Origin of the sequence: Reyranella aquatilis, from assembly GCF_020880995.1 — a bacterium.
Lineage (GTDB): Bacteria > Pseudomonadota > Alphaproteobacteria > Reyranellales > Reyranellaceae > Reyranella > Reyranella aquatilis.
Genome location: NZ_JAJISD010000004.1, coordinates 82,105 through 95,134, shown reverse-complemented (window position 1 = coordinate 95,134; position 13,030 = coordinate 82,105). Strand labels below are relative to the sequence as shown.

At 65.8% G+C, this 13,030-nt stretch carries 17 protein-coding genes; 11 read left to right on the top strand and 6 right to left on the bottom strand.

The features are described from left to right. Window positions 1-81: 81 nt before the first annotated feature. Window positions 82-555, bottom strand: coding sequence for a cupin domain-containing protein (locus LJ725_RS10890; RefSeq protein ID WP_230550681.1), 474 nt, complete (start codon window positions 553-555; stop codon window positions 82-84). A 181-nt stretch (window positions 556-736) separates the two neighbouring features. Here LJ725_RS10890 and moaB point away from each other — a divergent pair, with 181 nt between their 5' ends. From moaB to LJ725_RS10875, 3 genes are all read left to right on the top strand, one after another. Continuing rightward, a complete protein-coding gene (gene moaB / locus LJ725_RS10885; protein WP_230550680.1) occupies window positions 737-1,285 on the top strand; it encodes a molybdenum cofactor biosynthesis protein B in 549 nt (182 codons plus the stop codon). A 63-nt stretch (window positions 1,286-1,348) separates the two neighbouring features. Beyond that, the gene (locus LJ725_RS10880; protein ID WP_230550679.1) at window positions 1,349-1,576 is read left to right on the top strand and encodes a hypothetical protein; all 228 of its coding nucleotides are present in this window, start codon (window positions 1,349-1,351) and stop codon (window positions 1,574-1,576) included. Window positions 1,577-1,637: 61 nt separating this feature from the next. Further along, the gene (locus LJ725_RS10875; RefSeq protein WP_230550678.1) at window positions 1,638-2,627 is read left to right on the top strand and encodes a phosphotransferase; all 990 of its coding nucleotides are present in this window, start codon (window positions 1,638-1,640) and stop codon (window positions 2,625-2,627) included. Here LJ725_RS10875 and LJ725_RS10870 read toward each other — a convergent pair. Both LJ725_RS10870 and LJ725_RS10865 read right to left on the bottom strand, forming a co-directional pair. Further along, the gene (locus tag LJ725_RS10870) at window positions 2,622-3,032 is read right to left on the bottom strand and encodes a hypothetical protein (protein WP_230550677.1); all 411 of its coding nucleotides are present in this window, start codon (window positions 3,030-3,032) and stop codon (window positions 2,622-2,624) included. The genes LJ725_RS10875 and LJ725_RS10870 overlap by 6 nt on opposite strands. Before the next feature lie 90 nt (window positions 3,033-3,122). Further along, window positions 3,123-3,590, bottom strand: coding sequence for a GNAT family N-acetyltransferase (locus LJ725_RS10865; protein WP_230550676.1), 468 nt, complete (start codon window positions 3,588-3,590; stop codon window positions 3,123-3,125). A 91-nt stretch (window positions 3,591-3,681) separates the two neighbouring features. Here LJ725_RS10865 and LJ725_RS10860 point away from each other — a divergent pair, with 91 nt between their 5' ends. After that, window positions 3,682-4,815: a PA0069 family radical SAM protein gene (locus LJ725_RS10860; protein WP_230550675.1), complete on the top strand. Its 1,134-nt coding sequence runs from the start codon at window positions 3,682-3,684 to the stop codon at window positions 4,813-4,815. A 12-nt stretch (window positions 4,816-4,827) separates the two neighbouring features. Next, window positions 4,828-5,460, top strand: a complete 633-nt coding sequence (locus LJ725_RS10855; protein ID WP_230550674.1) for a glutathione S-transferase family protein — start codon at window positions 4,828-4,830, stop codon at window positions 5,458-5,460. Window positions 5,461-5,475: 15 nt separating this feature from the next. Here LJ725_RS10855 and LJ725_RS10850 read toward each other — a convergent pair whose 3' ends face one another. Both LJ725_RS10850 and LJ725_RS10845 read right to left on the bottom strand, forming a co-directional pair. Further along, entirely contained in the window at window positions 5,476-6,393 is a 918-nt protein-coding gene (locus LJ725_RS10850) for an AEC family transporter (RefSeq protein ID WP_230550673.1), read from the bottom strand. 12 nt (window positions 6,394-6,405) lie between these two features. Then, window positions 6,406-6,906: a nucleotidyltransferase family protein gene (locus tag LJ725_RS10845; protein WP_230550672.1), complete on the bottom strand. Its 501-nt coding sequence runs from the start codon at window positions 6,904-6,906 to the stop codon at window positions 6,406-6,408. Between the two features lie 81 nt (window positions 6,907-6,987). On the opposite strand from LJ725_RS10845, the gene LJ725_RS10840 reads away from it, so the two are divergent. The 6 genes from LJ725_RS10840 (at window position 6,988) to LJ725_RS10815 (ending at window position 11,329) form a co-directional block, all read left to right on the top strand. Next, on the top strand, window positions 6,988-7,596 hold the full coding sequence (locus tag LJ725_RS10840; RefSeq protein WP_230550671.1) for a ribonuclease HII: 609 nt from the start codon (window positions 6,988-6,990) through the stop codon (window positions 7,594-7,596). A 78-nt stretch (window positions 7,597-7,674) separates the two neighbouring features. Continuing rightward, entirely contained in the window at window positions 7,675-9,048 is a 1,374-nt protein-coding gene (locus LJ725_RS10835) for a ferredoxin reductase family protein (RefSeq protein WP_230550670.1), read from the top strand. 29 nt (window positions 9,049-9,077) lie between these two features. Further along, entirely contained in the window at window positions 9,078-9,473 is a 396-nt protein-coding gene (locus LJ725_RS10830; protein WP_230550669.1) for a VOC family protein, read from the top strand. Between the two features lie 16 nt (window positions 9,474-9,489). After that, entirely contained in the window at window positions 9,490-10,116 is a 627-nt protein-coding gene (locus LJ725_RS10825) for a glutathione S-transferase family protein (RefSeq protein ID WP_230550668.1), read from the top strand. After that, complete coding sequence (locus LJ725_RS10820) at window positions 10,113-10,883, top strand: hypothetical protein (protein ID WP_230550667.1); 771 nt, start codon at window positions 10,113-10,115, stop codon at window positions 10,881-10,883. Before LJ725_RS10825 ends, LJ725_RS10820 begins: the two co-directional genes overlap by 4 nt. 89 nt (window positions 10,884-10,972) lie before the next feature. Beyond that, on the top strand, window positions 10,973-11,329 hold the full coding sequence (locus LJ725_RS10815) for a hypothetical protein (RefSeq protein ID WP_230550666.1): 357 nt from the start codon (window positions 10,973-10,975) through the stop codon (window positions 11,327-11,329). Here the strand turns inward: LJ725_RS10815 and LJ725_RS10810 are convergent. After that, a complete protein-coding gene (locus LJ725_RS10810) occupies window positions 11,326-12,984 on the bottom strand; it encodes a GMC family oxidoreductase (RefSeq protein ID WP_230550665.1) in 1,659 nt (552 codons plus the stop codon). The two genes, LJ725_RS10815 and LJ725_RS10810, sit on opposite strands and share 4 nt — an antisense overlap. Between the last annotated feature and the right edge of the window lie 46 nt (window positions 12,985-13,030).

The window sequence follows — 13,030 nt, the reverse complement described above, 5'->3', positions numbered from 1 at the left end:
TATCTATTCTGCACCGTGCGGGCTCTCGCGCATATGAATGCGCTGCCGCCCGCGCATCCGCACAAACTCTGACGCGCAGCGTCAGTGTTTGTGCGGATGGGGATGCGTCGGGTCGACCCAGTAGACTTCTTCGACCTTCTCGGCCGGGGTGATGTCGATGTTGATCGCGACCGCCTCGTTGTCGGAACGGACCAGCACGCATTCCAGCGGCTCGGTGTCCGAGGCGTTGATCTCCTGGTGCGGCACGTAGGGGGGCACGTAGATGAAGTCGCCGGGGCCTGCTTCGGCCACGAACTGGAGCTGGTCGCCCCAGCGCATGCGGGCGCGACCCTTAACGACGTAGATCACGCTTTCTAGGTGCCCGTGATGATGGGCGCCGGTCTTGGCGTGGGCGTGGATGGTCACCGTGCCGGCCCACAGCTTCTGGGCGCCGACGCGGGCGAAATTGATGGCCGCGGCCCGGTTCATGCCCGGGGTCTGCGCGGTGTTGGTGTCGAGCGATCCGGCGGGGATGACCCGCACGCCGTCATGCTTCCAATCGGTGGGGCCAGTCATGGTGTCTCCAGGCTGTTAACTGTCTGATTCGTTGGGTTGGGAGATCACTAGAACCCCGCCCGGGGGAGTCAATGGAAAGTCGTGATGCTTTCCCTGCGTTCTCGGGAAAAATCCTTTGGCGGCGCGAACGGATTTCGCGGCAGACATCGAACGAGGCCGGGCCCAGGAGTATAGTGGACGCATGAACCGCATCGACGAAACCAAGCAATTCAAGCCGGTGAACATCGCCGTTCTCACGGTTTCCGACACGCGCACGCTTGAGACCGACAAGTCGGGCGACACGCTGGTCGAGCGCATCGCGCGCGACGGCCATGTCCTGGCCGACCGCGCCATCGTCACCGACGACGTCGCGCTGATTCGCGCGCAGGTGCAGAAGTGGATCGACGATCCGCGCATCGAGGTCGTGATCTCGACCGGCGGCACCGGCGTCACCGGCCGCGACGTCACGCCGGAGGCGCTGGAGGCGCTGTTCGAGAAGAAGATCGAGGGGTTCGGCGAGACCTTCCGCTGGATCAGCTTCCAGAAGATCGGCACCTCTACGATGCAGAGCCGCGCCACCGCGGGCGTCGCCAACGCGACCTACATCTTCGCGCTGCCCGGCTCGACCGGCGCCTGCAAGGACGGCTGGGACGACATCCTGCGCCAGCAGCTCGACATCCGTTTCCGCCCCTGCAACTTCGCCGAGCTGATGCCGCGCCTCAACGAAGGCAAGATGCCACGCAGTGGCTGAGCGAGAGCGGGAATGCCTTTGAGAGACATTGCTTCGATCACTCTTGGGAACGGAGACCGAATCGTGATCCTCGATTGGGCCGACCAAACTTCAGCATTCTGCAATTTGCACAGGGTGAATGCTGAGGGGAAAATTCTTTGGAAGGCGACGCCCAAGCATGCACTCGAAGCCGTATGGACCAACTTGTGTGTTGATGATCACGGACGGCTGCACGCTTACAATTTTGCTGGCTACGACGATGTGATTGATTGGGCGAGCGGCCAGATCATCGAGCGAACGTTTACCAAATAGACGGCGCGGGAACGCAGATATAATCCAATCTCGTGAAACGCTCTCATGCAGTGCTGGCGCGATGAACGATGACGTTTTGGCGGCTATCGACAAAGGCGAGCCGTTGCCGGCGACCGGCACGGCACATGGGCATGTAAGGCTGAAGGACGGACGGCTCGCGCGGATCGCTTACGCCTACGAAGATGATCCGACGGCGGCGGCGCGGCTTCATCTGCAGGCCGAAGCGTTCCGTCACCTCGCACCGGCGGGGCGCACGCCGCGACTTGACGAGGTAATCGAGCCACGGCCCGGCCTGCCCGGCGGTGCGCTGATCGTCGATTTCATCGAGGGCCGGGCGCCACAGCTGCCGGGCGAACTCGACGCGATGGCCGACACGCTGGCGCGCCTCCATGTGCTGCCGCTGCCTGCACCAGGCTCGCCGATCCCGTATCAGGACAATCCGTTCCGTACGACGCTCAATGTCGTGGAGGAGGGCGCCCGTCGCTTTCTCGACAAGGGCGTGGCGGATCCCGGCGCCCGTGCCGAGATCGTCGAAGAACTCGAGCTCATGCGCGTAATGGCGAAGACGTTTGCGGAGCGCCCGCAGGCGCTGTCGATCGCGTTGGCCGACACGCATCCCGGCAACTTCATCGTCGATCACGGCGGCCTCGCCTGGTTCGTCGACCTGGAGAAGGTCCATGTTGGATCGGCGGCGATCGACCTCGCGCACGCGACCCTGCCGACCTCGACGGTGTGGCATCCCGATGTCGGCAAGGTTCTCTCCCTCGCCCAGGTCGCGCACTTCTACGAAACTTATCTGGCGCAGATCGGCGAGACGCGCGCCGCCGAGCTGCGGCCTTGGCTGCAGCCGATGCGACGGCTCACGTGGCTGCGCACGATTATGTTCATGGCGCGCTGGAAAGTGCAGACGGAATCGCCGCGCGATCCGTCCGATCCCTCGCAATGGAGCGACGCGGGTCTGGAACCTGCCATGAAGGTCCATCTGCGGGCACGCATCGGCCAGTGCTTCGACCGCGACTCCATCCGCGCCCTTCGCGCCGAGTGGCTATGACGGCCTCGGAGGGTTGATGGTTCCGGCTTCGATCACAGCGCCACTTTCGTCCTCGGTTAGGACTTCGATGGTCGCCAACCGATGGCGGTGCTTATTCAGCCAAGCGCTCGCCTCCTCGAGGAGAACGCTCGAGACGGAGCGCTCTGCCTGATATGCCATGGCAATTTGAACAACATAATGACGAGGCTCTTCTCCTGAGTCGTCTGTCTCCGGGTATAGATGTGCGTAGCCCCGGCGCCGTCCATCTCCGTTGACGGCTATGAGGATCGCCGAATTTCCGGCCGTCGAGGCCCGTTCAACGGTGAGACGGGCTTGCGAGGCGAGCCGCTCATCGCCCGGCGGCGAGAGCCTGGTGATGAAATCGATGTCATCGTGACTCGCAGTCCTGACCTCAATATCTGCCATCTGCTGTCTCTCAAATGGATAGGCTAAGCCCTCATATTAGAGTGTATTAAATACTAGTGATACAACCGATGGTATAAATTTGCCGAGTGGCTATAGCGGCTTCACCATGCGCAGAGTCTCGGTCTGGAAGCCGCGCCGCTCGTAGAACTCCACGGCGTGGCGGTTGTCGGCGAAGACGTCGAGGCAGAGGAAGCGGTAACCCTGGGCGCGTGCCCAGGCTTCGGCCTCCTGCATCATCAGGCGGGCGATACCACGGCCTTCGGCTTCCTCGACGAGCGCCAGCAGCGAGACGTAGCCGCAGGGCTCGTCGGTCACGCCGTCCTTGAACGGGCGCACGTGAATGTAGCCCAGTCGCTTACCGTCGGCCGACCAGGCGACGAGCGTCCGGGCCGCTGGATCGACGTTGGCGAAGGTCGAGGCCATGTACCGGTCCTGGAACCCTTCCATGGCCGCCAAGTCGTGCCAGGCGGGACCCGGCACGCCGGACAGGCGGGGCGAGAGGCTGATCAGGAAGTCGTGGTCCTCGGGACGGGCGGGGCGTAACTCAATGGCATGCATGGCCTCTCTCTACGGATGGCATAGCGGGGAGACAATGAACCGCTAGCGGCAGTGGCTTGACTCGTTCTCGATTTGTTCTAAGAGTCGCGCCATGAAAGAGCCCAGCCCGCCGCTCTATCCGGACGACCAGATCGCCGAGCCGCAGCACAACGGGCGCGGGGCGCTCAGCAACGCGACCAGCCGCTACGACGACGAGAAGCGCATCCGCACCAACGACGGCTGGGACATCGAGGACGAGCTGCCGCCGCTGCGCACGACACTGACGAAGGATGCGACGCGCACCATCATCGCGCGCAACGCCTCGCCCGACGTTCCGTTCGACCGGTCGATCAATCCCTATCGCGGCTGCGAGCATGGCTGCATCTACTGCTTCGCGCGCCCGACCCATGCCTATCTCGGCCTGTCGCCGGGCCTCGATTTCGAGACCAGGATCCTGTTCAAGCCCGAGGCCGCAGCCCTGCTCACGGCCGAGTTGGCGTCGCCCAAGTATCGCTGCGACGTGGTGGCGATGGGCACCAACACCGATCCCTATCAGCCGGTCGAGCGCGACCTCAAGATCACACGCCAGATCCTGCGCGTGCTCAGCGACTTCAACAATCCCGTCGGTATCGTCACCAAGAACCACCTGATCACCCGCGACATCGACATCCTGGGCGACATGGCCAAGCGCAACCTCGCCGAAGTGTTCCTGTCGGTGACGACGCTCGACCGCGACCTCGCGCGCACGATGGAGCCGCGCGCCTCGGCGCCGCATCGCAGGATTGCCGCCATCCGCGAACTCGCGGCGGCCGGCATTCCCGTCGGGGTGATGACGGCGCCCATGATCCCGGGCCTCAACGATCACGAGATGGAAGCGATCCTGGATGCCGCGGCGGCGGCCGGCGCCACGCGCGCGGGCTACACGGCGCTGCGCCTGCCGCTCGAGATCAAGGACCTGTTCGAGGAATGGCTGCGCGCCAATCGGCCCGACCGCGCCGAGCGTGTGCTTTCGCTGGTGCGCCAGATGCGCGGCGGCGCGCTCTACAAGGCGGAGTTCGGCACGCGCATGAAGGGCGAGGGGCCGATCGCGCAGCTTCTGAGCCAGCGTTTCGCGGCGTCGGTCAAACGCCTCGATCTCAACCGTGTGCGCTATCGCCTCGACACGCAGCGCTTCGCCGTTCCCGCCGCCGCCCGCACCGCCCTGGTCGATGCCAGGCGCGACGGGCGGCAGATGAGATTGTTGTAGAGGAGTGAAGTCATGGCCGACGACCTGATCCTGTTCACCAACCCGCAGTCTCGCGGCGCGATGATCCACTGGATGCTGGAGGAGATCGGCTGTCCCTACCGGATCGAGGTGAAGCAGTTCGGGCCCGACATGCAGTCGCCCGAGTATCTCGCCATCAATCCGATGGGCAAGGTGCCGGCGATCCGCCATGGCGACACGGTCGTCACGGAAACCGGTGCCATCCTGTGCTACCTGGCCGACCTCTTTCCCGAAGCGAAGCTCGCGCCGCCGCCCTCCGGGCGCGGCGCCTACTATCGCTGGCTGTTTTTCGTCGCCGGCTGCTGCGAGCCGGCGCTGGGCAACAAGGCGGCCGGCTGGACGCCCGATACGCCCCGACTGCAGGTGCAACTCGGCTACGGCTCCTTCGAGCGCACAATGGAGACCGTGGCCCAACTGGTTGCGGGCCGGCAGACCATCGCCGCCGACCATTTCACCGCGGCCGATCTCTACATGGCGTCGTTCCTGCACTGGGGCATGATGTTCGGCGGCATCGAGAAGCGGCCAGTGTTCGAGGCCTATGCCCAGCGCCATGTCGGACGCCCGGCGGCCCGGCGCGCACAGGAACAGGCGGCGAAGCTCATGGCCGCGCCGACCCAGCCGGGTTGAGGGCGTGTGGGCCGATCAGGTCGCGAGCAGCAGCGTCCGGACCAGCGGCAGGGTGACGAAGGCGAGGATCGTGTCGACCATGATGACGAAGGCCAGCGTCTCCTCGTCGAGCTTGAATTTGCCGGCGATGATGAAGGACAGGAGCTGGCTGGGCATCGCGGCTTCGAGGATGGCGGCGTTGCTGTAGACGCCGCTCACGCCGAACGGTCCCACGGCGAGGGAGACGACGAACGGTGCGAAGGCGAGCTTGATCGCCGACACCGGGATCGCCAGCGCCATGAGCTTCGTCGCCGAGAAGCGCAGCGCCATGCCGAGCGACAGCATCATGATGCCGCTCACCGCCACGGCGAGGATCGAGGCGGTGTCCATGACCATGGCGGGGCAGGGGATGCCCGAGAGTTTCCACAGGATCGCGACCAGCAGCGCCCACAGCGGCGGCAGTTTCAGCGCCTCGTACGCCGTGCGCCGGAAGGTGATGGGCTCCTGGCTGCCATAGGCGATGGCGATCATCGCGCCCAGCGTGAGGTTGAGCGACGACTTGGTGACCTCGAACAGGACCGAAACCTCGGAGACCTGGTCGGCCTGGCCGGGAAAGATGCCGAGCAGCACCGGCAGTCCGAGATAGGTGACGTTGCCGAAGGCGGCGCCCAGCATCATCGCCCCCTTGGTCGGCCCGGGGATCGGCAGGAAGTGGAAGACCAGGAAGCCCACCGCGAGGCAGGCCAGCGTGCCCGTCGCGGCCAGCGCGGGGATCTCGAGGAACAGCCGGCTGATCGTGCCGTCCATCACCGTCCGGAACACGAGGGCGGGCAGGAAGACGTAGAGCACCAGCTTGTTCATCGACTGGCGCGTCTGCTCCATGCCGGGAATGAAGTGGCGGAGCAGGGCGCCCAGAAGGGCAATGGCGGCGAGGGGCAGGAAAGCGGCGATCATCGTTCGCCAAGTCTAGTCGATGAAATTCACCCGGGGCCACAGTTCGCGCCAGCGCTTGGCTTCGACCCGGGCGTCGTATTCGTGGCGCCGTGTGCGCCCGTACGCGGTCGGGCGGCAGCGGAGGTTCAGGAGATCGTCGGTGCCGAGCGGTGCGACGACGGTGAGCGTGTCGTCGGCCTCCAGGCGCACGCCGATACCGGTCACCGTCTCCAGCCAGTAGGTCATCGAGTCCGCCGTGTCGCGATGCGGCGGCACGTTCTTCCAGACATGCATCCGGGCCTGGTTGCGCACCTGCCAAGGCAAGCCGGGCAGCAGCCCGTCGAGGCGTCGCTCGAACGCAGCCTCGCGTTCCGGCGAAACGTCGCCTGCGTCGAAGTAGAGGACGTCGATATCCACAGGCGCCCGCGGCGGGAAGATGCCGTGCAGATGGTCCCACACGCGGTTGCGCACGAATCCTGCGGCAATGCACCAGTCCGGCAGGCCGAGTTCGCGGACCGCACGTAACTGTTTCACAGCTACGGGGTCTTGCGCGATGATGTCGGCGATTGCTGAACTGGGGGACATGGCCGCAGTCTAGACGCGGCCGCAGGGGATATGCCGAGCTTTCGATACGAATTGCGCTGCGAGGGCCGTGTGGCCGGGGTCGATGAAGTCGGGCGCGGACCGCTGGCCGGACCGGTGGTCGCCGCCGTCGCGGTGATCGATCGCGCGCGGGCGGCGCGCAAGCTGCTGCGCATGATCGACGATTCCAAGAAGCTGACGCTGGAGCAGCGCGAGGAGGCCTACGAGGCCATGATCGCGTCCGGCGTGGTGCAGTATGCCGTGGCCGAGGCGAGCGTCGAGGAAATCGACCGCATCAACATCCTGCAGGCGACCTATCTCGCCATGCGCCGGGCCGTGCAGGCGCTGGCCGAGCAGCCGGAGGTCGTCCTGATCGACGGCAACCGCGTGCCGCCGCAACTGGGCTGCCGTGCCGAGACCATCGTCGGCGGCGACGCCCATTCCTATTCGATCGCCGCCGCGTCGATCTTCGCCAAGGTGACCCGCGACCGCTACATGCACGCGCTCGCCCGCACCTATCCGGGCTATGGCTGGGAAACCAATCGCGGCTACGGCAGTCAGGAGCATCTCGAGGCGCTGTCGCTGCTGGGCCCCACGCCGCATCACCGGCGCAGCTTCGCCCCCGTGACCCGGCTGGTCTGAGGTGATGGGACCGCGACCGATACGCCCCCGCATCGACTTGGAGGCAACCATGGCCGTCCCGGCACGAGTCAATTGCCAATGACCGCTGCGCATTCGCCTGCCGAGAAGGGAATGCCGGTACCGGCACGGGATTTCACCGAGCGCCTCGTTCTGCACTATCCGGGTCTTCACCTCATCGGCGCCGTACTGCTCATCACGACCGCCTTGTGGATCGGCGCCAAGATGGAGATGACCGGCGAAGGTCCGTTGTGGCCGTGGCGCGCGCCGGTCCAGCTCACGGCGCTCTGGTCGGTCACGCTCATGGCGTTCACGATCTTTGCGGGGTCGCGCCATCCGGCGATCGAGGTGATGTTCGGCGGGCTCGACCGGGCCATCAAGCTGCACCGCGTGACCGGGCCGCTGGCGCTCGGCCTGCTCGTCCTGCACCTCGCGTTCCTCGTTCCACTTTTCATCGCCGAACAGCAGCCGGTGGCGGCGATCTTCCAGCCCTTTCGGGAGGGATCGCCGCTTCTGTTCACGGTGGCGATCCTGGCGACCTACGGCTTCTTCGCCCTCGGCCTCGCCGCCTATGCGGCGCGCCTTTCCTATGAATGGTGGCGTGCGTTGCACGTCCTGAACGGCGTGCTGTTCGCCGTTGCGATGGGAGTTTCGCTGATCCAGGGATCGGCCGCGGCCTTCGAGCCGCTGCGCCTCTGGCTGGCGGTGCTGACGTTCGTCGGCGTCGGCAGCTACTTCCATCATGTGGTGATGTTCCGCCGCGTCGGTCCGAAGTTCGTCTATCGCGTCTCGCGTGTCGTGCCGCGCGGACCGCACGGCTTCGATCTCGAGATGCTGCCCGCCAGCGAGCGCATGTCGTATGCGCCCGGCAAGTTCGTCTTCCTCACCATCGCCGAGGGAAACCGCTGGTCGCGCGAGATGCATCCCTTCTCGCTGTCCTCGACGCCGGTCACGCGCGAGGCCCGCCTGTCGATCCGCGAAGTCGGCGGCTTCACCAGCCGGCTGCGTCGGCTCGAGCCCGGCCATCCGGTGCAACTCTACGGTCCCTACGGCGGCTTCACGCTGCTCGCGACCGTCGGTTTCGAGCGAATCGTCTGCATCGGCGCCGGCATAGGGATTGCGCCGTTCCTCGGCATGCTGCAGTTCGAGCGCACCGACAACGACCAGCGTCCGATCGCGGTGACCTACGTCGTGCACGATCGTGCGCACGCGGCCTATCACGGAGAGCTGGAAGACGTTGCGCGCGACGTCGAGCGGATCTCCTACCGGCTTTGGGCCACGGCCGAATCGGGCCGCCTCTCCGCGCGCGACCTCCTGGATGGCATCGGCGACCTGAACAAGACCGCCTTCATGATCTGTGGTTCGGCGAGCTTCGCCGAGGAGCTTTCCAGGCAGCTGCGCGAAAGCGGTGTGCCTTGGTCGAGCATCTTTTCGGAAGGCTTCGCCTTTCGGTAAGGCGGGATCCGGCAACGGGAGACGATGCGATGGGATTGGCGTCGATCCGCAATATCGACTACGTGGTGCTGCTCTGCGAGGACATGGAACGCGCGAAGCGCTTCTATCTCGACATGATGAAGTTTCGCATCGAGCGGGAGACGCCGCGATGGATCAGCTTCCATGTAGGCTCGGGCCTGCTCTGCCTGCGACCGCGCAGTCTCGACGGCATCTTCCAGGACGGGCCCGGCGCTCCGGCGGGATCGGCGTCGGTGCAGCTCGCCTTCCGGGTCGCGCCGCCGGAGATCGACGAGATCCAGGCCGAGCTGGCGGCCGCGGGAATCGACCTGATGGGCCCGCCGCGCGATATCCCGGCCTGGGGCCATCGCGCGCTCTTCTTCCGCGACCCCGAAGGCAACGTGATCGAAATCTACGCCGAAGTCTGACGGCCGGAGGAACGCAATGCTCAAGCTCTACTACGCCGCGGGCTCCTGTGCGCTCGCCACCCACATCGTGCTCGAGGAAGCCGGCGCGGACTACTCGACGGCGCGCATCGACTTTGCAAAGGAACAGCAGAAGTCGCCGGAGTTCCTGAAGATCAATCCGAAGGGGCGCGTGCCGGCGCTGGTGACGGACAAAGGCATTCTCACCGAGACGCCGGCGATGCTGGTCTACGTCGCGCAGAGTTTTCCGGCGTCGCGCCTGGCGCCGACCGACGATCCCTTCGCCTTCGCGCAGGTGCAGTCGTTCAATTCCTATCTTTGTTCGCACGTGCACGTGGCGCACGCCCATCGCATGCGTGGTCATCGCTGGGTCGATGCCGACGACGCCCATTCGATCGCCGCCATGCGGCGCAAGGTGCCGGAGACCGTCGGCGGCGCCTTCGAACTGATCGAGCGCGACATGCTGAAGGGGCCTTGGGTGATGGGCGACCAGTACACGATCTGCGACCCCTATCTCTTCACGCTCGCCCAGTGGCTGGAGAAGGACGGCGTCGACCTCGCGCGGATACCGCGGGTGGTCGATCACCGCCGCCGCATGTATGAGCGTAAGAGCGTGAAGAAGGCGATTGCGGAGGAAACCGCTTGAGCGATCCTGGACGGCGCAATTTGCTTTCGCGGATGGTCGCGGCAAGCGTCGTCGTTCTTCCTCTGGCAACAGGCGTCCAAGGGCCGGCAGCGTCGCAGAGCGCTCTAACCGAGGACGAACTCGAACGGATATCCCGCGAGATTGCGATAGAGGCGGTCAAGTTCGCGAGTCTTCGGTGGCCGCCGGGGCAATTTCCATTGCGGGTGGCATTCGCGGCTGGTGAGAACTTGAAGCAGAACACCGATTGCTCCGAAGAATGGCAGCGACAGTTCGAAGAGTACGTGCGGTTCATCAACGCGAAATCGAAGTTGCTTACCCCAACCTCGATAAACGATGCGCTGGACGCCTATGTGTTCTATGGCGCCTTTTCGGAGCTGGAAGTGTTGCCGGTCTTCAAGTTGGAAGAAGCACAGTTTCAGAGTATCGAAAGGATTCAATCCCGAAATCAGGATCGCTTCAGTCGCTCCTTCCAGTTTGGCTACGGTGCGGATGGCTTCATCGAGTTCGGATCGAACTTCAAGGATCTGGGCGCCAATCTCGTAGCCTGCTATCGTAATCCTGCTGAAGCTCTCGCTGATGCACTGTTGCCGTCCTACGTCGGCATCGTATCCGCCCAGGTGTATCGCCGATTTGGTGATCGCGCCGATCCAACTCTTGCTTGGCGCGCCCATCGCCGTCTGCTCTCGGCGATGAGCTGGCTACCCGACAACCCAATGGACACGGCGCAATACAAGCGTGCCCTGATCAGGTCGCTCTCCGACGAGTGATTGCGCTCGCCCCGTTGCTTGCGCGGCGTCGCCGGACGAGAGTTGCGCCGGCCTGCATTCATGCAGGACTGCTTCGATGGGGCCATGCCATGTCCAGACATCTTTCGATCCTGATTTTGGTTTTCGGCCTCATGGCGGCAGAGAGCGCTTTAGTGGTCGCTCAACAGCAGACGCCGCCCACAGCGCGAGAGACGATCGAGAAGGGCAAGGAGGCCGCTGCGGAGCGGGCCCGCGCGCTGGGGCCGGAGCTGAAGGCGCTGCGCGACGAGATGAAGGCGCAGGTGAGCGAAGTGCGGACGCTCATCGACAAGAGGGTCGATGAAGCCGGCGCCAAGGCGCACACCTACATGATCTGGGCGGCCGTTGGCGTCTTCGCGCTGATGGTGCTGGCCTCGGTGCTGGGCGGGGTGATCGTCGCGCTGCTGTTCCGGCGCAACCGCGCCTAACCTGCCAGGATCAGGTCGCTCGCCTTCTCGGCGACCGCTGTCACCGCGGCATTGCACATCGCCGCCGGCAGGCCGGGCAGGACCGAGGCGTCGATGACGCGCAGTCCGGCGATCCCCTTCACGCGCAAGCGCTCGTCGACGACGGCCCCGATGCGGCAGGTGCCGACGGGATGGTGGAAAGAGTCGGTTGCCCGGCGGATGAAGTCGGTGCGGCCGGCTTCGCTCGTCCACGCCGGTCCGGGATAGACCTCCTTTGCGCGCCAGTCGTCGAAGGCTTTCGCGGCGCCGATCTCACGCGCGATCTCGACGCCCTTCGCCAGCACCGCGAGATCCTCGGGCTCGCCCAGATAGTTCGGATCGATGATTGCGGCGGCTCTTGGATCGCTGGAGACGAGCCTGACGCTGCCGCGGCTGCGGGGCTGCAGGTGGCAGGGCACGAGGACATAGGCCGGCGCGGGCAAGGGACCGACGGTGGGCCGCACGAACGGCACCGACAGGCACATCACGAGAATGTCGGGACTCTCGCCGGGCGTGGCGTGCGGCACGTAGAGCAGCGAGTCGCAGTGATTGTAGTGCGAAGCCGGAACCGGGCGACGCGCCTCGTACGCCACGCCGGCCAGCAGCGGATGATCTTCCAGACGGCGGCCGACATCGGGCAGGTCGACGGCGCTCGCAATGCCCATCGCGTGCAACTCTTCGGCCGGGCCGATGCCCGACAGCATCAGCAGGCGCGGCGAGTCGATCGCCCCGGCGCAGAGCAGCACGTCGCCCTCGGGCCGCACGATGCCGCCGGGCAGACGCACGCCGAGGCATCGGCCGCGCTCGACCTCGAAGCCGAGCACCTGCACGCCGGCCAGTAGATCGACCGCTGCCTCTCCAGGACCGTTCGCGAGACTGTCCAGGTAGGCCGTCGCGGCATCGTCCCGCGTGTGCCCCTTGATGCTGAGCTGGTTCCAGCCGACGCCGGTCGTGTGTTCCCCGCCGATGTCGGGCGTGACCGGGAAGCCCGCTTGCTGCGCCGCCGCCATGAAGGCCTCGGCAACCGGCGTGCGGTCCGTGACGTCGGCCAGCGACAGGATGTGCAGCGGGCCATTGCCGCCACGCCAGTCACTGGCGCCGCCCGAGAAGGTTTCGGCACGCCTGAAGTAGGGCAGCAGATCGGCATGGCGCCAGCCGGCCGGCCAGCGGTCGTAGGCCGCCGCGTGGCCGCGCTGGTAGGCCAGCGCATTGATGATGCTCGACCCGCCCACCGCCTTGCCGCGCGGACAGGTGATCGCGCGGCCGCCCAGTCCAGGCTGCGGCGTCGTCACGTACCGCCAGTCCAATGCACTCTCCTGGAGGCTGGGCCAGGCCGGCGGAGTTGCGACGGCCGGCAGGGTGGCCCGCAGGCCGGCCTCGATCACGAGCACGCGCCGCCCGGCGCGTCCCAGCCGGTGCGCGAGCACGCAGCCCGCCGATCCGGCGCCGACGATCACGTGGTCGTAGGCCGCGCGCAGTTGGCTGCGCGACGTCAGCGTGCGCACGCCGACAGTCGCTCTGGCCGGCGTCGAAAGACCCGAAAGCGCGAGACCGCCGGCCATCGCCGCACCGATCGCTGCGCGGCGCTTCAGCCCGCCCTGGCCGTCATCGTCTCCGATCGAGGGTGTCCCGCTCATGCCACCTCGCATGCCTCCCTCCAGTTATAGTGGTCGACTGTGAATT

Coding starts and splice junctions, on each gene's coding strand:
- LJ725_RS10890 (WP_230550681.1), bottom strand. CDS start 555: ATGACTGGCCCCACCGATTGGAAGCATGACGGCGTGCGGGTCATCCCC.
- moaB (WP_230550680.1), top strand. CDS start 737: ATGAACCGCATCGACGAAACCAAGCAATTCAAGCCGGTGAACATCGCC.
- LJ725_RS10875 (WP_230550678.1), top strand. CDS start 1,638: ATGAACGATGACGTTTTGGCGGCTATCGACAAAGGCGAGCCGTTGCCG.
- LJ725_RS10870 (WP_230550677.1), bottom strand. CDS start 3,032: ATGGCAGATATTGAGGTCAGGACTGCGAGTCACGATGACATCGATTTC.
- LJ725_RS10865 (WP_230550676.1), bottom strand. CDS start 3,590: ATGCATGCCATTGAGTTACGCCCCGCCCGTCCCGAGGACCACGACTTC.
- LJ725_RS10860 (WP_230550675.1), top strand. CDS start 3,682: ATGAAAGAGCCCAGCCCGCCGCTCTATCCGGACGACCAGATCGCCGAG.
- LJ725_RS10855 (WP_230550674.1), top strand. CDS start 4,828: ATGGCCGACGACCTGATCCTGTTCACCAACCCGCAGTCTCGCGGCGCG.
- LJ725_RS10850 (WP_230550673.1), bottom strand. CDS start 6,393: ATGATCGCCGCTTTCCTGCCCCTCGCCGCCATTGCCCTTCTGGGCGCC.
- LJ725_RS10840 (WP_230550671.1), top strand. CDS start 6,988: ATGCCGAGCTTTCGATACGAATTGCGCTGCGAGGGCCGTGTGGCCGGG.
- LJ725_RS10835 (WP_230550670.1), top strand. CDS start 7,675: ATGACCGCTGCGCATTCGCCTGCCGAGAAGGGAATGCCGGTACCGGCA.
- LJ725_RS10830 (WP_230550669.1), top strand. CDS start 9,078: ATGGGATTGGCGTCGATCCGCAATATCGACTACGTGGTGCTGCTCTGC.
- LJ725_RS10825 (WP_230550668.1), top strand. CDS start 9,490: ATGCTCAAGCTCTACTACGCCGCGGGCTCCTGTGCGCTCGCCACCCAC.
- LJ725_RS10815 (WP_230550666.1), top strand. CDS start 10,973: ATGTCCAGACATCTTTCGATCCTGATTTTGGTTTTCGGCCTCATGGCG.
- LJ725_RS10810 (WP_230550665.1), bottom strand. CDS start 12,984: ATGAGCGGGACACCCTCGATCGGAGACGATGACGGCCAGGGCGGGCTG.